The organism is Clostridium sp. TF06-15AC (genome assembly GCF_003481165.1).
Classification (GTDB): domain Bacteria; phylum Bacillota; class Clostridia; order Lachnospirales; family Lachnospiraceae; genus Otoolea; species Otoolea fessa.
Window position 1 is genome coordinate 152871 of sequence record NZ_QUKS01000003.1, and the last position, 24254, is coordinate 177124.

At 52.0% G+C, this 24254-nt stretch carries 17 protein-coding genes; 1 reads left to right on the plus strand and 16 read right to left on the minus strand.

All coding sequences use genetic code 11. The features are described from left to right. The first annotated feature begins 273 nt into the window (after positions 1-273). Positions 274-1644 (plus strand): N-acetylmuramoyl-L-alanine amidase family protein, encoded by a 1371-nt coding sequence (locus DXC57_RS08110; RefSeq protein WP_118652014.1) that lies wholly within the window; start codon positions 274-276, stop codon positions 1642-1644. Positions 1645-1757: 113 nt separating this feature from the next. Here DXC57_RS08110 and DXC57_RS08115 read toward each other — a convergent pair whose 3' ends face one another. From DXC57_RS08115 to DXC57_RS08190, 16 genes are all read right to left on the minus strand, one after another. Further along, complete coding sequence (locus tag DXC57_RS08115) at positions 1758-3875, minus strand: glutamine synthetase III (RefSeq protein WP_117796044.1); 2118 nt, start codon at positions 3873-3875, stop codon at positions 1758-1760. Between the two features lie 103 nt (positions 3876-3978). After that, entirely contained in the window at positions 3979-4842 is an 864-nt protein-coding gene (fba, locus tag DXC57_RS08120) for a class II fructose-1,6-bisphosphate aldolase (protein WP_022360285.1), read from the minus strand. A 118-nt stretch (positions 4843-4960) separates the two neighbouring features. After that, positions 4961-6445, minus strand: coding sequence for a threonine synthase (gene thrC, locus DXC57_RS08125; RefSeq protein ID WP_118472626.1), 1485 nt, complete (start codon positions 6443-6445; stop codon positions 4961-4963). A gap of 188 nt (positions 6446-6633) precedes the next feature. Next, complete coding sequence (locus DXC57_RS08130; RefSeq protein ID WP_243023768.1) at positions 6634-8145, minus strand: SEL1-like repeat protein; 1512 nt, start codon at positions 8143-8145, stop codon at positions 6634-6636. Positions 8146-8182: 37 nt separating this feature from the next. After that, the gene (locus DXC57_RS08135) at positions 8183-9064 is read right to left on the minus strand and encodes a TPM domain-containing protein (RefSeq protein ID WP_118652016.1); all 882 of its coding nucleotides are present in this window, start codon (positions 9062-9064) and stop codon (positions 8183-8185) included. Continuing rightward, on the minus strand, positions 9061-10146 hold the full coding sequence (locus DXC57_RS08140; protein ID WP_107001436.1) for an ATP-binding protein: 1086 nt from the start codon (positions 10144-10146) through the stop codon (positions 9061-9063). The genes DXC57_RS08135 and DXC57_RS08140 overlap by 4 nt, the downstream gene beginning before the upstream one ends. 5 nt (positions 10147-10151) lie before the next feature. Beyond that, a complete protein-coding gene (locus DXC57_RS08145; protein WP_118481937.1) occupies positions 10152-11462 on the minus strand; it encodes an SPFH domain-containing protein in 1311 nt (436 codons plus the stop codon). 55 nt (positions 11463-11517) lie between these two features. Next, positions 11518-12411: an ABC transporter permease subunit gene (locus tag DXC57_RS08150; RefSeq protein WP_243023767.1), complete on the minus strand. Its 894-nt coding sequence runs from the start codon at positions 12409-12411 to the stop codon at positions 11518-11520. A 7-nt stretch (positions 12412-12418) separates the two neighbouring features. After that, the gene (locus DXC57_RS08155; RefSeq protein WP_118570288.1) at positions 12419-13381 is read right to left on the minus strand and encodes an ABC transporter ATP-binding protein; all 963 of its coding nucleotides are present in this window, start codon (positions 13379-13381) and stop codon (positions 12419-12421) included. After that, positions 13381-15837 (minus strand): hypothetical protein, encoded by a 2457-nt coding sequence (locus DXC57_RS08160; protein WP_118652020.1) that lies wholly within the window; start codon positions 15835-15837, stop codon positions 13381-13383. Before DXC57_RS08160 ends, DXC57_RS08155 begins: the two co-directional genes overlap by 1 nt. Positions 15838-16032: 195 nt before the next feature. Beyond that, entirely contained in the window at positions 16033-17172 is a 1140-nt protein-coding gene (locus DXC57_RS08165) for a HAMP domain-containing sensor histidine kinase (RefSeq protein WP_333490916.1), read from the minus strand. After that, on the minus strand, positions 17162-17866 hold the full coding sequence (locus tag DXC57_RS08170) for a response regulator transcription factor (protein ID WP_118652022.1): 705 nt from the start codon (positions 17864-17866) through the stop codon (positions 17162-17164). The genes DXC57_RS08165 and DXC57_RS08170 overlap by 11 nt, the downstream gene beginning before the upstream one ends. A 158-nt stretch (positions 17867-18024) precedes the next feature. After that, entirely contained in the window at positions 18025-20154 is a 2130-nt protein-coding gene (locus DXC57_RS08175) for an RNA degradosome polyphosphate kinase (protein ID WP_118652024.1), read from the minus strand. 2 nt (positions 20155-20156) lie between these two features. Beyond that, positions 20157-21722 (minus strand): HD domain-containing protein, encoded by a 1566-nt coding sequence (locus tag DXC57_RS08180; protein WP_117796049.1) that lies wholly within the window; start codon positions 21720-21722, stop codon positions 20157-20159. A gap of 1 nt (position 21723) precedes the next feature. Then, positions 21724-23022: an ATP-binding protein gene (locus tag DXC57_RS08185; RefSeq protein WP_182427984.1), complete on the minus strand. Its 1299-nt coding sequence runs from the start codon at positions 23020-23022 to the stop codon at positions 21724-21726. 106 nt (positions 23023-23128) lie between these two features. Next, on the minus strand, positions 23129-24253 hold the full coding sequence (locus DXC57_RS08190) for a bifunctional chorismate mutase/prephenate dehydratase (RefSeq protein WP_118652026.1): 1125 nt from the start codon (positions 24251-24253) through the stop codon (positions 23129-23131). Between the last annotated feature and the right edge of the window lies 1 nt (position 24254).

The following is a 24254-nucleotide window of genomic DNA, read 5'->3' on the forward strand; positions in this document are numbered from 1 at the left end:
TGATATGATACCAGGGTCAAAAGGTCAGAAGTTCGACGCAAGCTTGCTTGCAGGAGAATTTTTGCCCTTGGGACCCGCCAAAAACATGAGTAAGTAGCCATTTTTCAAAGAAAAATGAGCGAATTACGAATGTTTTTGAAGATTGCGGGAGCATATAGTGCGGAGCAATCTGGTATCAGAGGGGTCAAAATGCCTTTTGACCCCAACATCTTTGATATTAATTTCTACTGTAATCATAGATAACGATAAATCACATTGCAAGGGGGATACGCGATGCGGAAAAGATATGCAAAGCTGCTTGGGCTTGCCTGCCTGATCGGTGCCATGGGGCTGCTTCCTTCTTCCCAGAGCCGTGCGGCCGGATGGCTGAAGGACGGAAACTACTGGTACTACATGACCGACGACGGTCAGAAGCATACCGGATGGGTACATATCGGAGAGAAATATTATTATATGGATGAATCGACCGGCAAAATGGTGACCGGATGGCGTCAGGATTCATCCACTTCCGCCTGGTATTATTTCAACCAGAGCGGCGAGATGATGACTAAATGGCAGAAAATCAACAACTACTGGTACTATTTTAACCAGTACGGTGTGATGCAGAAGGGCTGGCTCCAGCTTGATACGGTCTGGTATTATCTGGGCGATGATGGACGGATGTTTACCAACTGGCAGAAGATGGATAACGGCACCTGGTACTATTTCGGCACGGACGGGGCGATGCGGACTGGCTGGCAGAAGGTAAACAGCACCTGGTATTATCTCGACGAAAATGGAAAACTGTTGACCGGTTGGCAGCTCATCAAAAATGAATACTACTATCTCCATGATGGCAAGATGCTGACTGGCTGGCTCAATGACAGCAACGGAAACACCTACTACATGGACAAGACAGACGGCAATATGAGCCGCGGCTGGAAGCAGATCGACGGCACCTGGTACTATTTCAATGAGTACGGACACCGTCAGAAAGGCTGGATTAAGGTATCCGGCACCTACTATTATCTGGATGAGAACGGTAAGATGGCTTCGAACACAACCCGGACGATTGATTCGGTGAAATACACCTTTGCCAAGAGCGGTGCGTGCCAGAATCCACCGTCCAGTCTCTCCGGCATGAGCGACAGCTATTTTGACCCAAGTGCTTCACAGGGAACAGGGACTTCGTCTGGCAGTTCTTCTTCAAGCAGCACTTCGGGGCCAAGCGGAACGGCTTCGAACAATTCCAATTCAGGGACCTCCAGTTCAGGTAACACCAACAATTCGAATAGTTCCGATCCTTCGACCAGTTTTACTGCACCGGGAAGTTCCAACAGCTCCAGCTCGTCAAATGCTTCTTCGTCGGGCACAACCGTTCCGATTCCTGGAAGCGGCTACAGCAGCTCCACTTCCACGCCGGGCGGGACTTCCAGTTCGTCAGGCTCTTCGAATAACCAGACAAGCAGCAGTTCCACCAGCGATACCGGCAATGTACCAAGCCGCATCTACAGCAACGGCACGTCTTACACCGCACCGACGACATCGAACTCCAGCTCGTCAGGCTCTTCGTCAAATTCGTCCGATAAACGGATTAACGGATTTACCTCCAATCAGGGCGATACGATTCAGGAGGGACAGACGCAGGGTCCTGGACGGAAATAAACCGTATTTGCAAAATATATAAGTGTTGTTAAAAAAAGATTTTGACCAACGATTCATAGCTTATATCGATGGTCAAAATCTTTTTAATTAAAATCATACCTTCTAAAAGCTGCCTACACCTCAAACACCAAATCCCCATAACTCGGAAATGGCCATAATTCTTTATCTACCAGCATTTCCAGTTCGTCTGCCGGTTTACGGAGAGCTACCATCGCCGGGCACACCTCATGCAGATAGGCGAATGCTTTTTCTTTGTTATCCTTGATCGCAGATGCCTTTGCCAGGATATCTTTGAGTGCCGCCAATGCCACCTTCATCTCTGAAAGTTTATCAGAGGTCTCTAAAAGCAGTTCTTTCTGGACACTGACATCGGCCTCCTCACAGGCAGTCCGGACGGCTGTCAGGGAGGAAGCAAGCTGAGTCGTATATTTGACAACCGCCGGGATGATCTGCTTGCCCGCCATGTCGATCATCGTCTTTGCCTCGATGTTGACGGTCTTGGAATATGCCTCATACTCAATCTCGGCGCGGGATTCCAGCTCGGTCCGGGTGTACACGCCAAATTCTTCAAAGAGCTTGATCGCTTTCTCGGTCCGGATTGCCTCGACAGAATCGATACCCGCTTTCAGGTTCGGGAGTCCACGGCGCTCTGCCTCTTTAACCCATTCCTCAGAATAACCATTTCCGCTGAAAATGATACGGCGGTGCTCTGCAAACAGACGCTTGATGATATCATGGACTGCGCTGTCAAAATCATCGCTGTTTTCCAATTCGTCCGCAGCCTCTTTAAACGCTTCTGCCACGATCGTGTTGAGCACGACGTTCGGGGATGAAACAGAATCCGAAGAACCAACCATACGGAACTCGAATTTGTTACCGGTAAACGCAAACGGTGAAGTACGGTTGCGGTCGGTTGCATCCTTGACGAAATCCGGAAGTGTCGCTACTCCCGTCTGAAGTACCTCGCCTTTCTTAGAATGTGCGGCTTCGCCCGTGCTGCACAGCTGATCGATAACATCCTCCAGCTGCTCGCCCAGGAAAATAGAGATGATCGCTGGCGGCGCCTCTGCCGCACCCAGACGATGATCGTTGCCCGGAATCGCGGTGGACTCGCGCAGCAGATCCGCGTGTCTGTCAACTGCTTTCATGATGCACGCCAGAACCAGAAGGAACTGTACATTTTCGTGCGGCGTCTCGCCCGGATTCATCATGTTGATGCCGTCGTCGCTCGTCAGGGACCAGTTGTTGTGCTTACCGGAACCATTGATTCCGTCAAATGGTTTCTCATGCAGCAGACAGGTCAGACCGTGATGTCCTGCGACACGCTTCATCGCCTCCATGACCATCTGGTTGTGATCGACTGCCAGATTGACCTGACAATAGGTTGGCGCTAATTCATGCTGTGCTGGTGCAACTTCGTTGTGCTGTGTCTTTGCACTGACCCCCAGACGCCACAATGTCTCATTTAACTCTTTCATGAACGCACCGACTCTCGGACGGATGCTTCCAAAATAGTGATCATCCATCTCCTGCCCTTTCGGCGGCATCGCGCCAAACAGGGTACGACCGGTGTAGATCAGGTCTTTTCTCTGTAAATATTTGTTCTTATCAACCAGAAAATACTCCTGCTCCGGTCCCACATACGGAATCACACGGTGGGAAGTCGTATTTCCAAACAGGCGGAGAATCCGGAGTGCCTGCTCGTTGATTGCCTGCATGGAACGCAGCAGCGGCGTCTTCTTATCCAGTGCTTCGCCGCGGTACGAACAGAATGCAGTCGGTATGTAGAGTGTCACGCCCAGCGTATCTTCCCGCAGAAATGCCGGGGAAGTACAATCCCAGGTTGTATAGCCGCGTGCCTCAAAGGTGGAACGAAGTCCGCCCGACGGAAACGAGGATGCATCCGGCTCGCCCTTAATCAGCTCTTTACCGGAAAACTCCATGATAACGCGTCCGTTGGAATCCGGTACGGAGATAAACGCATCATGTTTTTCTGCCGTGATGCCGGTCAGCGGCTGGAACCAATGGGAATAATGCGTCGCACCGCGCTCGATCGCCCAGTCTTTCATCGCGTGTGCGACAACATCTGCGATGGACGGATCCAGCTCAGCTCCGTCTTCAATGGTTTTCTTCAGTTTTTTGTAAACACTTTTCGGAAGGCGTTCCTGCATCGCCTTGTCATTAAACACATTTTTTCCGAAAATTTCCGGTACATTGATAATCTCGCTCATTCAATCCCTCACATTAATATGAAAACAGACCGGACCGCCGGTATGTATATCCGCGTTGCGAAATGTACATTCCTGCAGTCCGGTCATGAACCTTACTTATTCATCAGGCTTTTCCGATAGAACCGAACAGTTCCATCTTTGTCTTAACCGTCTCTTTGATCGCCTCAAAACCAGGTGCAAGAAGTTTACGCGGGTCAAATCCTTTGCCCTGCTGATCCTTACCAGCCTCGATATACTGGCGGGTTGCCTCTGCAAATGCCAGCTGGCACTCAGTATTTACATTAATCTTCGCTACACCTAAAGAAATGGCTTTCTTGATCATATCTTCCGGAATACCGGTACCACCGTGAAGAACCAGCGGCATATCGCCTACTTTTTCTTTTACGGCTGCCAGCGTCTCAAAGCTTAAGCCTGGCCAGTTTGCCGGATATTTGCCGTGGATATTGCCGATACCTGCTGCCAGCATATCAACTCCGAGGTCTGCAATCGCCTTGCACTCGTTCGGATCTGCACATTCGCCCATACCGATCACGCCGTCTTCCTCGCCGCCGATGGAACCAACCTCAGCCTCCAGGGAAATACCTTTCTCCGCGCAGACTTTGACTAATTCTTTGGTTTTCTCTACGTTCTCGGCGATCGGATAATGGGAGCCGTCAAACATGATGGAAGAAAATCCAGCATCGATACATTTGTAGCAGCCCTCGTAGGTGCCGTGATCCAGATGCAGCGCAACCGGAACCGTGATGTTCAGCTCTTCGATCATCGCTTTTACCATCGCAGATACTGTCTTAAAGCCAGTCATATACTTGCCTGCGCCCTCAGAAACACCTAAGATAACCGGTGAGTTCTGCTCCTGTGCCGTCAGTAAAATCGCTTTGGTCCATTCAAGATTGTTGATGTTGAACTGACCAACCGCATATTTGCCATCTCTTGCCTTCTGAAGCATTTCCTTCGCACTAACTAACATATACAAACCTCCTCGTTGTCTCTTTTTGATCTAACCAGAGTCTATTATATACCATAATTCAGTATTTGCCTAGCCTGTCAAAAAAATAACAGGCAATTATTTTAATATTTTGTAACTTTTACTGTAAAATCTCCGAAACGGTCTTCTCCATCTCCTCCGGCTTGCACTGGCGGTTGTGACGGATCTCTGCCTTGCGGATCTCCTCGATCGCCTGCGGGATCTTCACGCCGGATGCTTTCTCCATCTCGTCGATAAGCTCGAACTCGCCCTTGCCTTCTTCGCTGCCGAAGATTGCCTCCATGACGCTGCGGGAGAATTTATATGGGCTTGCCGTCGATGCGATAACTGTCTTCTTGGTATCGCCTGTCTCCTTCACATAGTTATGGTATACGCAGGATGCAACGCCGGTATGCGTATCGATCATATAACCGGTCTCATCGTAGAGACGCTTGATCTCGGCTGCATTTGCCGCCTGATCGGCATAACCGCCGACAAAATCTGCCATACGCGCACGCATCTCGTCGGTAACCGAATATTTGCCATCTTTCGAAAGCTCTTCCATGCGTTTCTTGGTCTCCTCCGCATCGCAGCCGGTGGAGAGATAAATCAGACGTTCCAGGTTGCTGGAAATCAGAATATCCATCGACGGAGAAGAGGTCAGGATGAATGGACGGTTCTTGTCATATACGCCTGTCTTAAAGAAGTCGTACAGAACTTTATTGTCATTGGACGCGCAGATCAGCTTGTCGATCGGCACACCCATCTGTTTTGCAAAATAAGCAGCTAAGATATTGCCGAAGTTTCCGGTCGGAACGGTTACATTGATCTTCTCACCGTTCTCGATCTCGCCGTTTTCAAGCAGCTTTGCATACGCATATACATAGTACACAACCTGTGGTACGAGACGACCGATGTTGATGGAGTTTGCGGAAGAGAGCTGATAGCCTCTGCCTGCTAATTCTTTGGCAAATTCTTTGTCACCAAAGATTTTCTTGACACCGCTCTGTGCATCATCAAAGTTTCCGGAAATACCGACAACGCTTGTGTTCGCGCCCTTCTGGGTCAGCATCTGCAGCTCCTGCACACGGCTGACGCCGTCCTTCGGGTAAAATACGATAATTCTGGTTCCCTCAACGTCTGCAAAACCAGCCATCGCTGCTTTTCCGGTATCGCCGGAGGTTGCGGTCAGGATCACGATCGTATTCTCCGCATGGTTCTTCTTCGCCGATACGGTCATCAGATGCGGCAGGATCGAGAGCGCCATATCCTTGAAGGCAATCGTGCTTCCGTGGAACAGCTCCAGATAATATGCTCCGTCTGCTTTGACAAGCGGCGCAATCTCTTCCGTATCAAACTTACTGTCGTAAGCGCGCTCGATACAGGTTTTCAGCTCTTCCTCTGTGAAATCAGTCAGAAACTGCTTCATAACTGCATAAGCTACTTCCTGATATGTTTTATGGGATAATTCTTCCAGGCTGCAATCTAACACCGGGATATGATCCGGCATGAACAGGCCGCCGTCTGCTGCCAGTCCCTTTAAGATCGCCATCGAAGCCGTTACGTTGTTTTCACCGCCACGGGTACTGCTGTAATTGATTGCCATGATTTTCATCCTCTCTTTTTATCTTTCCCCATCGTCCCCATCTTTGCAAAGGATGCCGGAGTCAAACTTTCTGCCATGTAAGTGTTCTGTGTGGTTTTGCAGTTCTCCCGCAAAGTTACGGGACCCCCTGCTCACTTTAGTTAAAAATTCTATCATACTTTATGGCACAGCGCAAGAAAAATTCCCCCTTAATACGTGATCTTCCAGCGCCCAAACAATCCCTTCTTAAAATGGGAAAACCGCCGTGAAGCACTCTCATTTCCCATCTCGATCGCCTTCTGGTAGCACTGTGCCGCCCGCTCGAGATCTTCCGGGGATTCATTTTTCCGTTCGTAGATAAATCCAAGCTCATAGAGTGCATATCCGTCACATTCCGTCTGTGCCGCCCGCTCAAAAAGCTCCTTCGCCTTATTTTCATCGGCGGTGCAGCCTTCTCCTTTCATATAGAGATAGCCTAACTTGGATGCAGACTGCAGGCTTCCGGCTTCTTCGCACCGGTTCAGCCACTCAAATGCTTTTGCATAATCGCGGTCTACTCCCTCTTCGCCCTGGAAATACAGGCATCCAAGAATCTCCATGCACTCTGGATTTCCCTGCGAAGCGCCTTTTTCGTACCAGGAAACCGCCTGCTTCATATCAATCTCGCCGTTCAGACCATCCCGATAGATATTTCCAAGCGCCAGACTTGCCTGTCCGTCCGTCTCGATCCCAGCTGCCTCCCGCAGAAGTTTTTCTGCCCGGACGGTGTCCTGCTCGTCGGACGGGCGCAGATACAGGCGGGCTAACGGAAGCGCCGCCTCTTTGATGCCTGCCGCATATGCTTTTCCATACCAGTAAAACGCTTTTTCATCATCGCGCTCCACCAGTTCATCCTGATAGAACAGATTTCCAAGTTCTTCAAAGCTCTCCGCCTCGTTCCGCGCCGCGGCTCCTTCCAGCGCCTGGACGGCCGCCTGGATATCGCGCTCTGTGCCCTGTCCGTTTAAGTACATCTGCCCCAGATACAGCATGGCGCGGGAAGACCCCTGCTTTGCCGCCGCATAGTCATATTGGAATGCAGCTTCCCAGTCTTCTTCCTGGCGATAATGTTCCCCCATCTGGAAGAGTCCCCAGACCTCCCCGCTGGCGGCGCACTGATTCGCCCAGCGAAGTGCCTCTTTTTCATCTTTTTCCCGGTATGTACCATTCTGGCAGCATTTTCCCATCTTAACCATCGCCGGGATAATGCCGCCGTCCGCCGCCCGTTCGTACCAGAAGAGGCACTGCTCACGGGCGCTCTCAGTCTGCGGCATATAATCGGCCAGATCTTCCCACTCAACTGCCTCGCCCATCTGCCACGCGGCATAGACATCGCCCATCTCAGCGGCATCCCGCACCTGACGGTAACTTTCCTCGATGGAATAACGTGCCGACCGCTTCATCTGTTCGTCATACTGACCGGCGCGCAGCGCTCCTAACACTGCCCGGGCACTTCCCGCCGAAGCCCCCCGCAGGTAACATTCATACGCTTTTTTCTCATTGAACCCGACAGCCCCGTCCCCCCAGCTGTAACAGTGTCCTAAAAAGAACCATGCTTCCGCATCGCCCGCATATGCCGCCTCTTCCAGCCAGGTAACTCCCTGGGCGTACATCGCATCGTTACACTGTTTCCAGATCTGGTCTGCACCTTTCTCACATAAGCCTGTCATCAGGATTGTCATATATCATTCATCCGCCTTCCACACGAAATTGTATCAATTAAAACTTTCTGCCTCCGCCGCCGTGCATCCTTCCGCTGCTGCCCTGATGTATGGTCGTCCTTCCAGCCGAACCGCCCGAAGCGCCCGGACCCGGATTTTTCGGAATCCGTCTGGTCACTACCGACCGGTTTACAAACTGCTCCTCATTTTGGACAAAATGCAGCGCACTGTCCGCCCGGTATGCCATATGGAAACCCAGCGACTGGCGGTGTTCTTTCTGCATCTTATACTGGCGCATCACCGAAAAGCACGGGAGTGCCGCCACGATCGCTGCCGCGACCGCCGCAAACAGCGCCTCATACCATTCCAGGGAATGTTTTTTCTCCTCGCGCACCTGCGTATACTGTCCCGCCGGAACGCCCATCTCCAGATAATTTTCGATGCTGTCGATCGCCCCCAACGCGCCTTCCGCATAGTTTCCATCCGCCACGCTGTCATATGCCGCATCCAGCACCTTCTCTACCCGCGCATCCGTCAGCACTTTCATCGCATACCCGGTGGTAGAAACGTATATCTCCCGGTTGTCCATATCGATCGAAAGCAGAATACCACTCGCATCGTCCCCGACGCCCAGTCCGTGGCTGTCGTAAAAATCATCGGCATAGCTTTCCGCCGATTCTCCCTGTGCGTCCTCGACTGTCAGTACCGCCAGATCGGCATCCTGTGAGTCACGCACCTCATCGATCCGTGTCTCCAGCTCCTGCACTTCTTCCGCGCTGAACAGCCCCGCCTCGTCGAAGACGCGCGTGCCTTCCGCCGCCCATATAGGGCTGACCTGTGAAAATGAAATAAATGCTGCAACAAAGAAGCATATAAAATCTTTCAGCCGTCCATATTTCTTCTTTTTCTGTGTGGCTCCCGCATTTTGATTCTCTATCATATCAGGTATCCTCCCAGCAGCAAAAGTACAAACACAGGAATGAAAATCGTCAAAAACAGGCGCACCAGTTTTTTCGAATCAACCGGCAGGACGCCGCAGACCTTTCCATTTTCCCCATTCATCGCAAAATAGTACATCTGCCCGTTCTTCGGATCCGGGTAGGTCATCATCCACACCGGAAGCATGGCATAGTTCCATTTTTCCCCCGTGATGGTCTCCCGGTGGTTCCGGATATCCACATGATCGTAGCCGGAGACGCTATTTTGCAGGGATTCTCTCGTATACTGCTTGATCTCCTGCTCAATCTCCTGTGCAAATTCTTCCTTTTCCCGGTCGCGCCGCTCCGCCCTAAATCCCAGAAAATAGCCTGCCTGAAACGGGCGCAGCTTCTTCATATCAAACGGAAGCACGGTCTCGGCAAGGCTGCGGTCCGCCTGCTTTAACGCGTTGCGCGCCACATCCTTGATGGGAAGCTCCGCCTTTTTCTCCAGATGGTAACGGCTCGTCTCGATATACTCGATCTCCCCCGCCACCGTCACGCGTTTCCGCAGCGCCTCCGCCTGCATCTCACCGGATACCTGGCAGCTATACATCCAATATGGATAATAAATTCCTTCCAGATACTCCATCTGACGCGGCGAGTAGAAATCATCCGGCACATACTTTTTCTTCTGAATCCAGTTTTTAAAGATTTCTTTTGCCTTTTTCTTGTCGATCTCAAACGGAATCAGACCGTCCGGGCGGTATTTACCGTCCAGACTTCCCGAAAGAACCACCGGATTGTGACAGTAACAGCAGTACGTGGACGCTGTCGTCTCCTGTGCCACGATCTCCGCGCCGCAGCTCGGGCAGGTATAGAGAACCATCTTAGACTCCGCCTGCTTCTGGCTCTCTATCTTTTCCGCTTCCGGCATTCCCCCCGGCTTCGAAGCTTCCTCTGACTTTCTGGCTGCCTCTTCCATCTCTTTCAACGTCTCTTCCGTAAACGCTGAGAGGCAGTATTCACATTTAAATTTCTGCGTCTTCGGATCAAACACCAGTCCGCCGCCGCAGTTTGGACACTTATATGATTGTATCTCCATACGCCCTATGACCTCGGTTTTCCGCATTCGGAACAAAACTTACCTGTATTGACCGTTCCGCAGCTGCAGGTCCACGGACCGGCTGGTCTTGGCTTGCCGCACTCGGAGCAGAACTTTCCGTGGTTGACATTGCCGCACTCACAAGTCCAGGATTCTGCCGGGGCTGCCGCACTGCCCTGCGGCGCTGCGTTCTGTCCTGCCGGTTGTGCATAGCCGCCCTGTGGTGCTCCCGGCTGCTGTGCATAACCACCCTGCGGCGCTCCATTCGCCTGCCCCGGCGCATAGCCGCCCTGCGGTGCCGCATATCCCTGCCGCGCCGCCTGCTGCATCTGCATCTGCTGCAGGTTGGACGCCGATGCGGCGCCCATAAATCCGCCGCCGAAGTTCATGCCGGCGCCCATTCCCATGAAGCCTGCCATCGCACCGCTTCCGTTGGAACCGGCTGCCTCAAAGCCGCGTGCCATCGCGCCCTGCACATACCCCTCGCGCACCGACGGGTCGCCGAGCATCGCGCCCTGATTCCGCATATTGATGAGTTTCTGCGATTCTTCATCATAGGAAATGCTGGCGATACCGACTGACTGGATCTCCATGCCACGCAGACGGTTCCACTCCTCATCCAGCGTCTCCGCCATATAGCGTCCCAGTTCCCTGCCTTTGGAGGCTACAAAGGAAATCCGCACGCCATCCGCCGACATCTGGTTGATCGAGGTCTGCAGCGCTTCCAGAAACTCCGCTAAATACTGCTCATTGATGGAATCAATCTCCACCTGATCCTGATTTTTCGGAATAGCCTCCGCATAAAATTTCAGTGGATCCGTAATCTTGATGGAGTAAGTTCCATGTGCGCGCAGAAACAGCTCGGAATTATAGAATAAATCAAAATAGTTGATCGGCGTCCGTGTGCCGAACTTGATTCCCTTGATCTCCTGGAGATTAATATAGTAGACCTTCTGTGCATACGGCGTCTGTCCGCCATAACGCACACGGTTGAAGGATTCTTTCAGTGCATCGCCGAACTGTCCGTTAAACAGAGACGGCAGGGATGAATTCTGCACTGTATAATAACCCTCTTCCGCTGTATAATCAACGACCTTACCGCCGTCCACCAACATCATAAACTGATTCGGGTACACATGGATCACAGAACCATTGGACACCGTTTCCGGTGTTCTCTTCCGGTTCTCCCCGCGGCGTGTCTGCACACCCGCTGAAAATACGGTCTGTTCCCCCATATTTTCCGGTTCAATCACTTCCAGCCACTGATCTGCCAGCCCGCCGCCGACCGCGTGTGCCGCTGCTCTGATAATTCCCATACTCACTGCCTCCTTCTCCAAATTCATAGTTTCTCTGTTTTTCTGCTTTTTCTATCTATCGGTTATTATTCCCTTTATTTTTCCCATGCCGATTCCATTTTCCCGGCGTGATCGCCCAGACTGCTGCCGCGATCAGCACCATCGCCAGCATACACTGCAAAATCAGGCTGTACGCCGTCCAGTGTGCTGTGATCGCATTGTCTGGAAATACGCCAAACAGTGGCTCGAACCATTTTCTCATGTCGCCGCTTCCCGCCTGTCCGTTAATTACATTATAAAACGAGACAGCCGGATTGAAAAGAAAGAGATAGCGTAAAATGCCGGAACTTGCCATTTCCGATGCATTGAGATTAGATGCATACGAATCTGCCGCCCGGAGCGCCATCCGGTATGCAAACAGATTGACCGCCATCGTTCCCGCCGTCAGCGCCACCACCGTCACATAGGAGCAGACGGTCGATACCGTCGAGCGGCGCAGCACCGATGAATAAAAGATCCCGATACTGCCCGTTAAAATTGCCACAACGCCGTGGCACAGGAACAGCATCCCGATGTCCTGCAGCGTAACGCCCCCGTAGACAAATACGAGCGCCTGTACCGGAAGCGCCGAGACCGCCAGCACCAGCATCGTCACCAGCGAGGACGCCAGTTTTCCAAGCACCATGTCACGCGGCTCCATCGTGGTCGTCAGCATCAGTTCCAGCGTCTGGCGTTCCCGCTCGCCGCTGATACTGCTGGCAGTCAGCGCCGGCATGATGAAAAGCAGCATGATAAATTCGATCGAGGAGACGAACGTGTAGAGATCCAGAAACTGCGAATACTGGATCTCCGCCGTCGTCCTGACCTGCTCCGCCACCGAATACATATTAAACAGCGCCACCGCCGCCAGAATACTGTTAAAAACAAACAGAATCGCCATCATGCGGATGCTGCGGCTTCCAACTGTCATTTCCCTCCTAAATACCGGATTCCATCTCATGTTTCAGCACCGCCCTCTCTTCTTCATGTCCTGTGATCTGCATAAACAGTGATTCCAGGCTTCCCTTCTCGCGCATAAAGCTGCTGACCATCACATCCGCATCGATAAGCTGCTGCAAAAGCAGCGCCTCATCCTGCCGATCCCCCAAAAAGCCCAGCTTGATCTCATCCCCCTGCACCGCGATCGTCTGCACGCAAGGATGGCTTTTCAGGATCGCAAGCGCCTTTTCTTTCTGGCTGAAAATCGAGATCAGAAGCGGATTGGACGAGTTGATCCGCGCAAAAATCTGATCCATGCTGCCCTGCAGAACCGTTCTTCCCTGCTCAATGATGCCGATCGAGGTACAAAGCTCTGACAATTCCGATAAAATATGGGAGCTGACGAGCAGCGTTTTTCCCTGATCGCGCAGTTCTTTCAGAATCGCCGTATACTCCACCCGGGTGCGCGGATCCAGCCCGGAAGCCGGTTCATCCAGGATCAGAAGATCCGGATCGTGGATGAGCGCCCGCGACAGACAGAGGCGCTGCTTCATACCTCTCGAAAGCCCGTCCACGAAAAAGTCCTCTTTATCTTCCAGCCGCACCTGTTCCAGAAGCGTATGGCAGCGCGTCCGCGCCTGCAGCCCCGTAATTCCGTAGCAGGATGCAAAAAATTCCATATATTCCGATACTTTCAGGTTATCATATACTCCGAAGAAATCCGGCACATAGCCGATCCGCCGCCGGAGTTCTTTTCCGTCTGAGTAAACATCCAGTCCGCCGATCTCCACCTCGCCCTCATCGGGAACGAGGAGTCCCGCAAGAATCTTGAGCGTCGTCGTCTTGCCTGCCCCATTGGGACCCACGAATCCAAAGAGTTCCCCGTCCGCGACCTCCAGATTCAGCCCATCCAGCGCTTGAAAATTGCCATATCGTTTTCTGAGGTTTTTAATCGTCAGCATCACTCTCTCCTCCCTACGACATAGATTCTTGGAAGCTGGCTTTCCCAGCCATACTCTCCCGTCTGTTCCGGCACATATTTGACGGTCAATGTGTTCGACGGAGACAGGTACGGCGAAAGCTCCTTTGCCGAATACTCTGATTTCAGCTCGATCCGGTCATTACGCCCGGTCTCATAGTTATAGAAATACATGCTTCCGGAGAAGGATGACATATACGGATAGAGCGGATTTTCCGAAAATCGCGGTGACAGAGTCTCAAACGTAAGCTTTTCAATGACAAGGTCACTTCCCAGCGAATATTCGACCGTCGCAGCCTCCGCTGTTTCCCCGCTATACATTGTGTTGTACGCCGCCTCATAATTTCCGGCGAGCACCGTTGGATCTTCCTCAAGCGCCGAACGGTAAAGTTTTCCGTCTTTTTCACGGTTCAGCGGGATTGACTCGGTCACCATGCAAAATCCTTCCCGAAGTGTCCTCGCATCCGCCAGAAAATCTTCCTCTCCCTGGAGCTTCCGGGTTGAAAATGCCACCAGGCACGCCTCAGACGGATTGCGCCCCGCGCCGGAATCCAGATAAAAGCTCAAAAGTCTCGTCCGCTCCTGCGCCTTTAAATAGTCCGGATCCTCAATCTCCGCTTTCTCATACTGATCCGCCCCGGTCACCATCTGTGCTGCCGCATACGAATAGCTGACCGGATAATCGCAGCTCTCCTTTCCATCCAGAGAAACCGTCTGCCCAGGCTCTAATCTTCCCAGCAGCACCGCTTTCCCATTGATGAGCAGAGCCGCATTCTCCAGCGGTTCCTCAAAACAGTTTTTTACCGTTCCCGACACCACGCCGTCAAAATAGGAAATATTTCCCTGAACGCCCATCGCGTCCGTTTTCTCCAGCTCACGACGCAGGGTAAACAGATTCGGTGAAAATGCGACCGTATCCCGCATTTTAATTTCGACCCGTTCCGGCTGATAAACAAAGTTTGTATGATACTCTTCCTCACCGGTAAAGCGCACCGCCGAAACCGCATCGTAATAGTAACTGCGCGTCATCGGGCGCACCTCATAGCCCGGCTTTAAGCTCACTGAATACGGCTTGTTATAAGGGCTTCGGATGTTCATATAAGTGGCTTCTTCCGCCTCTTCTCCCGAGGTATCCAGAATCGACGCATACGTCACAAACGGCTCCCGGAAGCGTGTCTTTACGCCCAGCGCATAAATAATGCCGGTAAACAAAAACGCCCCCAGTGTCACCGCCGGCAGATAATACCGGTAAATTCCCCGCTTTTTTAAGTAGAAATAGATGCCCGGACCAATCAAAAGCAGGTAGACCACCACGATCGCCGTGTACGCCGCAACCTTCGGAAGCCGCCCCGCATTGCCGGTGTTGACCAGCCCCTGTACGCTGAAATACGAGCCCGAATAACCGTAGTAATCCTCCTGTGCCAGCTCGTCCACGGTATCACTTCCCAGCACCAGCGTATACAGCTTTTCAAATGAGGATGGATTGGTCAGACACAAATCGCTGATCGCATCCATCGAAAAGGCAGCTGCCACGATCCGCCCCCGTTTGCAGTTCGTATGGGATAACAGCGGGAACACTTCCCCCGCCAGCAGAGTGCTGCCGTTCTTCAGGTTCACATCGACGCATTCTGCCTGGATCTCCCCCGTCTGCTCGCCCGGTGCCGTCTCCCCGCCCAGACTGACCGGAACGGTTACCGCATCCAGATACGGCGGCTCCAGCACCTTCTCTGCAAACCTGCCATAATTTCTCGCACAATCCACACCGCCGCCAAAGAGGATCGTACCGCCGTCTTCCACCCAGCGCCGCAGCGCCTCATACTGGACATCGCTGAGCGAATCCAGGTCAAATCCAGACACAATTACCAGATCCAGCGGATCGTAACCCAGCCGGTCATCCGGTGCCTGCTCGGCATCCAGAAAAACCGCCCGCGTCCGAAGCGTCCCATATCGGATGCCCGCGCCGTCTAAATAAGAAAGTGCCTCCGGCGTATCCGTCAAAATTCCGATATAACTCTCCGCAACGTCCTCCTCAGAACCAAGTTTCAGACGTTTCCGGATGACCGTTTTCCCGTTTACATCCTGTACCGATACAAACATCTGATCCGCCCGCACACCCAGCGGGATATAATATTCTTGTTCAAACTTCTCCCCCGCTGCCAACGATAACGGATAGGAATACTGGTACGCCTCCAGACTGGACTGCGCGGTCAGAAACTCCAGCGTTCCCTCAAACGGCGCTGTATCATTATTCAGAAGGACCGTTACCCGAAGGTAACGGTCACTCTTTGCCGTATTGTCAAATCCATAGGAAACATCCATCGACAGCGGCGCATCTGCTTCCTTCTGTGAGGCATATGCGTACCCTGCAGGAAGGCAGAATAGTGCCATCCATCCGATCAATATCGCAAAAAAGAACTGTATTCCCCTCTTTTTCTGCATCCTTTCTCTCCCTATCTGTAACTGTTCACGCATACGTGCCCAGTAACGGAATTTGCCGTGGCTTCGCATTAAATACGGCAAATTCCTGCTGCCACCATGTTTTCTTACGGCACTTTCGGTTCCAAAAGTGCCTACCTGTGAACAGTAACCAAAAATCCATTAAAATGTCTATTAGATTCTTTCCCACACTCGCCTTTACGGCATCTGGAAATTTTCCCTGTTGATGTCAAAATTCGTCCGCAGGCGCACCGTAAACACCGTTCCATTCAGATCGCTCGTCACCTGAATCGTGCCGCCGTGCATATCGACGATATTTTTGGCGATCGCCAGACCTAACCCTGTGCCGCCCGTGTTGGTCGATCGCGACTGTTCCACGCGGTAGAATTTATTAAATAAAAGAGGCAGCTCGTCCGCCGGAATCACGTAACCGTAGTTCGTCACCGAGACAGTCACGACCTCTTCCTCCGCATGAATCTGCACCAGCACCCGTTTTCCGTCTGCACCGTATTTGATCGCGTTATTGATCAGGTTGTCAAAGAGGCGCGCCAGAAGATTTCCGTCTGCCGTGATAACCTTGCCCGGGACATTGCTCTGCAGCTCGTAGGAGAGGTTTTTGTCCTTGAAGCTCGGATAAAATTCCTCCAACAGCTGGCTGAGCAGTTTGACGATGTCCACCTTCGACACGTGCATTGCCACTTTTCCATAATTCATTTTGGTAAAACCAAACAAATCTTCGATCAGTTTTTCCAGACGTTTCGATTTTGCATAGGCAATATCAATATATTTTTTCTGCATTTCTGCAGGAATCTCCACCTTGCCGGACAGAAGTTCAAGATAGCCGATGATCGAGGTCAGCGGTGTCCGCAGATCGTGTGCCACATTGGTAATCAGCTCGTTCTTCGTGCGCTCCGCCTCGCGCTCCTTGTCCATCAGATTCCGGATATCCCCGACCATCTTATTTAAATTAACCGCCATCGCCGTAAACTCGTCATCGCCCCGCACCTCGATCGTCGTATTCAAATCGCCCTCGGAAATATTCTGAATCGCGGACGAGATCCGGCTGATATAGCGCATGGACCGCTCCTGAAGGGCAAAAAAAGTGACTGAGAAGATCGCGATGCCCGACAGAAGATAGACAAATGCCATCAGTGTCTCTGTCTCCGTCAGGCGCAGGAAAAAAGAATCCCGGTACCGCGTCTCCCGCAGATAGCTGCTGATCATCGAAACATTGGCAATCAGAAACACCTCCACCAGGCATGCCACCACGGTGCTGTAAACGATGTTCATGACCATCCGTGTCCGGAATCGGCGACTCATATCTTTTTTATTTTTCAATTTTGTATCCTACCCCCCAGACCGTTGTAATGATCTTGTTCTGTCGGGTGTCCTCCTTCATCTTGCCGCGAAGCCGTCTGATATGTACCATAACCGTGTTATTTGCCTCGTAGACTTTCTCATTCCACACCTTCTCAAAGATTTCATCGGTGCTGAAGACCCGCCCCGGATTGGATGCCAGCAGATACACAATGTCAAATTCGATCGGCGTCAGCTTGATCTCCTCGCCGTACACCATCACTTTATGATTATCTTTGTTGATCGTGAGTCCTTTGATCGAGATCTCATTTTTAACCTGATTTCCTGCACCGCTCTGCGGATTTAACTGCGTATAGCGGCGAAGCTGTGATTTGACGCGCGCCGTCAGCTCCAGCGGGTTAAATGGTTTCGTCACGTAATCATCCGCGCCGGTTCCCAGTCCCAGAATCTTATCCAGATCCGCTGAGCGCGCGCTCAGCATGATGATCGGGATATTGTTCGTCTCCCGGATCTTGCGGCACATCTCCAGACCATCCATCCCCGGCATCATGATATCGAGAAGCACCAGATGAATCGTCTCCTTCTCCAGAATCTCCAATCCCTCTAACGCATTGGATGCTTTATATACTTTATAACCATCACTGACCAGATAAATCTCCACCAGATCGGCAATCTCTTTCTCATCATCCACCACCAGAACGTGTATTTCAGACATAAAAAAACCTCCCTCATATGTAATGCAGGTTCCCGGTATCTCTATGCGAAATACCAGACGAATATACCTGTTTCCAGTTTACCATATGGGGAGGATTTATGCTTTAAAAATTTATTACATTTTTGGAGAATTTTGCTTATCTGCGAACTGCAATTTCTTTATTGTTCCAGCGGAATAAACACCCTCATCGCCGCCGGGTCCTGCTTTTTTCCAGCTTCCTTCGCCGCCTGCACTGCCTCCGCACAGAAGGTATCCTGCGCGCAGACCGGCTCTTTGCCGCGGCGGTTGCGTTTAGCGTAGGTTCCATCCGGTCTCAGGTACTGCGCCTTGACATTGTCGGCAAGCTGTACCTCTAAGATGTGACAGATGCGTGCTTTCAGCTTCTCATCCTCAACCGGGAAGAGAATCTCCACACGACGGTCGAGGTTTCGCGGCATCCAGTCGGCACTTCCCATGAAAATCTGCGGTTCACCGTCGTTCTCGAAGTAGAAAATACGGCTGTGCTCAAGGAAATTTCCAACGATCGAGCAGACCGTTATATTCTCGCTTAATCCCGGAATCCCGGCGCGCAGACAGCAGATGCCGCGGACGATGAGCTGTATTTTTACCCCCGCATTGGACGCCTCGTAAAGACTCTCAATGATCTCACGGTCGCACAGGGAGTTCATCTTTGCCACGATCCGCGCTGGAATACCTTCGCGGGCGTTGCGCGTTTCCCGCTGGATCAGGCGCAGAAAACGTCCGCGCAGCCACAGCGGCGCCAGCGACAGCTTGTTCCAGCCAAGCGGCTCCGAATAACCCGACAGCATGTTAAAGACTGCAGTCGCATCCTCACCGATCAGCGGATCACAGGTTAAAAGACCGCAGTCGGTGTAAAGTTTTGCCGTCGAATCGTTGTAATTTCCAGTTCCCAGATGGACGTAGCGGCGGATGCCCTCTTCCTCGCGGCGCACTACCAGCGTGATCTTACTGTGTGTTTTCAGCCCCAGCAGACCGTAGATAACGTGGCAGCCGGCTTTTTCCAGCATCTTCGCCCAGAGAATATTGTTTTCCTCGTCAAAACGGGCTTTCAGCTCAACCAAGACCGACACCTGTTTTCCATTGTCCGCCGCTTCGGCGAGCGCCGCGATAATCGGGGAGTTGCCGCTGACACGGTAGAGTGTCTGCTTGATCGCCAGCACCTCCGGGTCGCGGGCAGCTTTCTTGATAAAATTGACGACCGGCTCAAAAGTCTCAAACGGGTGGGTCAGCAATATATCGCCTTTGCGGATATTGGCAAAAATATCATCCCCATTCATCAGCGCCGGAACCGGCTGCGGCGTGTACGGCGGTGTCTTAAATTCATCAAAGCCCGGCAGACCGAACACCTTCATGAGGACGGTCAGATCAAGCGGCCCGTCAATCTCATAGATCGCGTGCCCGCCAACGTGCAGCTCCTTTTTGAGGATGTCTAAGAGGCGCTTGTCCGCCTTTTTCTCGATATCCAGGCGAATAACCTCGCCCCACTGGCGTTTCTTGAGCTTCTGCTCGATCTCCTTGAGCAGATCCTCCGCCTCATCCTCGTCGATGCTCAGATCGGCATTTCGCATGACACGGAACGGATGGCAGCTGATAATATCATAATTTAAGAACAATTTGTCGATGTTCCGCTCGATGACTTCTTCCAGATAAATGATAGATTTGCCCTCCTGGCACGGCAGCTCCACCACGCGTGGAAGCCCGCCCGGCACGCAGACCATCGCAAATTCCAGCTCGCCGTCTCCCTTTTTCTTGCGGACCAGCGCGGCGATATTTAACGATTTATTGTGAATAAGCGGGAACGGGCGTGAGGAATCAACCGCCATCGGCGTGAGGACCGGATAGACCGATTCCTCAAAATACCGATCAACGTACACCGCTTCTTCCTTCGTAAGCTTCTCATGCTCGGTGACCACGCGCAGACCGTGCTGTTTTAAGAGCGGCAGGAGCATCCGGTTGTAGGTCCGGTACTGATTCTCGACCAGCTCATGCGTTTTTCCATCAATCGCATCCAGCTGTTCCTGTGCCGTCATACCCGCAATATCCCGCTTCGTATAATTGGCGTGAACCATGTCCTTGAGGGATGCCACGCGGACCATGAAAAACTCATCCAGGTTCGACGCCGTGATGCTTAAAAATTTCAGGCGTTCAAACAGTGGGGTCGTCTTATCGCGCGCCTCACCCAGAATCCGGTAGTTAAATTCCAGCCAGCTCAGTTCACGGTTTACATAATTTTCAGGTTCTCCGTATTTCAACACTGCATCCGACATCCTTATACCCCTCTTTTCTGCCTGAGTACAGGCCGTATTCCAAAGACTTCCTCAAAGAAATCTGCCTTCTGGTCAAATGAATACTGCTCCAGCACGATACTCTCCGGACAGTCCGTCGTAATCACCAGACTGCCGTTCCGCACAGCGATGCGGCTGTCGCTCAGCTTCTGGCGGTGGCTGCGGTCCATCGAATTGGCCAGACGCAAAATTGCCGTCAGCTTCGCAATCAGGATCGTCAGCTCTCTCCGGGAGGTTCCAAGCCCCGCATACTGGGACAGATCCGACTCCAGGATGACCTCATCGTAGGCATATTCCTGAATGTTGTAGCGCACGATATTGGCTACAACCTCGCGCTCCAGATGGGAAATTCCGATGATCTCCGTATCCATGATGATCTGGTACGAGCTTTCCGAGCCGCGCGTGATGCTGACAAACTTGCCGCAGTCATGCAGGGTCGCTGCGATCTTTAAAAGCAGGCGTTCCCGCGCTCCCAGACCATGGTATTTTTTCGTTGCATCAAAGATCATCTCCGCCGACCGCTCTACCTCGCGCACATGTGCGCCGTGGCAGCGGTAGCGCTTCGCCATCTGGCGCGCCGTTGAGAGAATATCTGCCTCAAAATCATGATGGAAGCGGACCAGACGGTTTTCCTGTGCGTACTCTGCTGCGATACCATCGCAGAGTGTCGTCCCCGGTGCCCAGATATAGGAAGCACCCGTCATGTCTAATATCTTCCGGTAGAGAATCGCACTTGGAATCAGCACTTCTGCGTAATCCTGCGGCAGCTCATAGCGCTCCTGAATCTCCTCCGAGGACATTCCAATCAGCTTCTCGCAGAACACGCCAAATTCCTTTGCCGTGAACCGCGCCCCGCCTTTTTCATGCATGCCTCGGCTGATCATATAGTTCATTGTCTCGCCGGTCGCAATCAGCGTCTCAATCTGATGCTCTTTTAAAAATATCTTCCGAAATGTGTATAATTCATTTTCTACCAGCTCATCGATGATCGCCGGGATCTTCCGGTAATCGACGCGCCAGTGTGCTGACATTTCACTTAAGCGCAGCACGCCGAGCAGAAGGTTCTGCGTCGATACCAGTACCTCCTCATCAAAGAGGGAGATCTGGGTGCTTCCGAATCCGACATCCATCAGCGCCGCGCCATTTTTCACGGTGCGCTGGAATTCTTCCTCCCTGGCTGCAACAGCTTTATAACTCTTAAAACGCAGCTCCGAGTTGTTCATCGTGCGGACCCGGAGTCCGGTACGCACCAGAATCCGGTCCAGTACCATCTGGCTGTTCCGCGCCTCCCGAAGCGCACTGCTCGCAAATGCCCGGTAATCCGATACCCGGTATGTTTTCATCACTTCCCGGAACTTATTCAGGACCTCGCACATTTCCTCCACGATCTCGTGGCTCAAACGTCCGTCATTGTACGTGTCTTTGCCAAGCGCCAGCGCATGGCGCACATGATCAATCTCGCGGATTCCGGCGGAAGCAGAAATCTCGAAAATTCCCAGCTCCAGTTCGAAGGAACCCACATCAATAGCGGCAAAGGTTTTAACGGTCATATTACTTGATCTCTCCTTTCAGCTTGCTGCGTAAGTTTGCAATAAACTGGGTGGCAGTACGTCCGGACAGCCCGCCGTGGCTTAACTCCCACTTGTTGGCTTCCAGAAGCAGATCTGCCTCCGGCATATGGATGTGGTATTTATCTGCCAGTACGCGGACGATGTTCTGGAACTCTTTCTTGTCCGGTGAGCCGTAGTAGATCGTGACGCCAAAACGCGCAACCAGGGACAGTTTTTCCTGCACCGTATCGTTGGAGTGCAGATCGTCGTCCAGCTCGCGCTTATCGCTGAATTTCTCGCGGATTAAGTGACGGCGGTTCGATGTCGCATAGATCAGGACATTCTGCGGCTTGATGCCGAGACCGCCTTCAATGATTGCTTTCAGATATTTATATTCCAGCTCATATTCCTCAAAGGAAAGATCGTCCATATAAATGATAAATTTGTAGTTGCGGTCTTTGATCTGCTCCAGGACATCTGACAGTCCGCGAAACTGGTGCTTGTACACCTCGATCATGCGGAGTCCGCGGTCATAATACTGATTTAAGATCGCCTTGATACTGGATGATTTACCAGTACCGCTGTCACCGAAAAGCAGGCAGTTGTTTGCCGCGCGCCCCTCGATAAATGCCTCGGTATTCTCAATCAGCTTGGCTTTCTGCAGCTCATAGCCGACCAGATCGCTCAGCTCGATATGTTCCACGCGCGTGATCGGCTCGATATCGACCTGCTTTGCCTCGTCATCCATGATAATATGGAATGCTTTGTTAAGACCAAACTTGCCGACACCAAATTCTTTATAAAATTCGGTCACGATATCCTGAAATTCCTGATCACTCTCCGCATTCTCCAGGGAAACCGATAATTCAACGATCCGGTCGCGGATGCGGTGGTTGAACGCCTTGCTGTTTTCCAGCGCATTTTCGTAATGCTTCATCTCCGACCAGATGCCGTTCTCAGCCTCGTCCAGACGGGCAATATCCAGGGAAAAAAGCTCTCTGACCTGTGCAAAATCGTGACGGGCAAGCTCGCTTAAGCTGCCGCCGACCGGTCCGATGATCTCGCAGGATGTGCTGTAGGCATTTTCATTGTTTGCCATGCAGAACGCCAGGAAACAATGCCACAGGTTTCCGCGGAATCCATAGGTCACTGCCAGATCGATGAGCTGACTCGCGCATGCATATGCATCCGGGCGTGCCTCGCCTTCCTCTGGTTTTAAGAGGCTGCACATATCGTCAAATAACTGCTGATACCGCAGGTTGCGGTATAAAATCATCGTATTTTTTCTTTTTTCTTCCATTATTCTGCCTTTCCGGTTACCATCACATTTTTTTACAGTACTTTCAGTCTCAAAAATGCCTGCCCGTGGACAGCAACCCATTCTGTCTTGTCCTAAGCTAAAGAGTCTAGTAATTTCCTAATATTTTTACATTTTTCGCTTCGCGCATGATTCCGTACAGTGCATTCTGCACACCGGCATCCTCCAGGTTTCCCTCGATGTCCACGAAGAAGCGGTACTGCCAACTCTCCTCCGGGATCGGACGGGACTCGATCATCCGCATATTGACATCATTGAAAATAAAATTGCCGAGCATACTGTACAGCGTACCGCTGCGGTGCGGCAGCTCGAAACAGAGGCTGATTTTCTCTGCACCCGCCTGATAGACGCGATCCTTCGCCAGAATCAGGAAACGGGTCGTATTGTCCGGACAGTTGTTGATCGGACCTGCCAGCTTTTTGAGCCTGTAAATCTCACCTGCCACCTCACCTGCGACTGCCGCCAGTGACGGATCTTTCTCATCGCGTACCTTCTGTGCCGCCACAGCATTATTTTCCATGCTGAGCTGCTGCCAGTCGTGCTGGTTTAAGAAGTCGCTGCTCTGCATCAACGCCTGCGGATGGGCAAAAACACGCTTCACATCGGAAAGTTCCGCGTCCGGTGTGCCAAGCAGGTAGTGATGTACCGGCAGAAATGTCTCCGCCACGATCACATTGTCGTATTTTAAAAGCAGATCATAGTTGTCCGTCACGGCACCGGCGGAAGAATTTTCAATCGGAAGCACCGCAAAATCGGCTTTTCCCTCCTGAATCTCCACCATCATATCCTCAAACCGGCGTACATGATGGATATCCGCGTCTTTTCCAAAGAACTGCAGCGCCGCCGCATGACCGTAAGCGCCCTCTAATCCCTGGAACACCACGCGTTTTCCGGCGGTTTCAAGCTTCTCCACCTTATGAAAGCCCAGATCCGGACCGCCGACGCGCCCTGCGATCGTCTGATACTGATACCGGCGGCTCAGCGTCATCATCTGCAAAAACAGCTCGGCAACCGCCTGCTTGTTAAACTCGCCCTCTGCCATCGCCTGAACTGACTCGATCTTCTGTTTCTCACGCTCGGCATCGTAAACCGCCTTTCCGGTCGCGATCTTATACTCTGCCACCTCGCTGCAAAGGCGCATTCTCTCCTCAAATAACTTTTCTATCTGGGTGTCAATCTGGTCCAGACGCCCTCTTATCTCCAGCAAATCCATC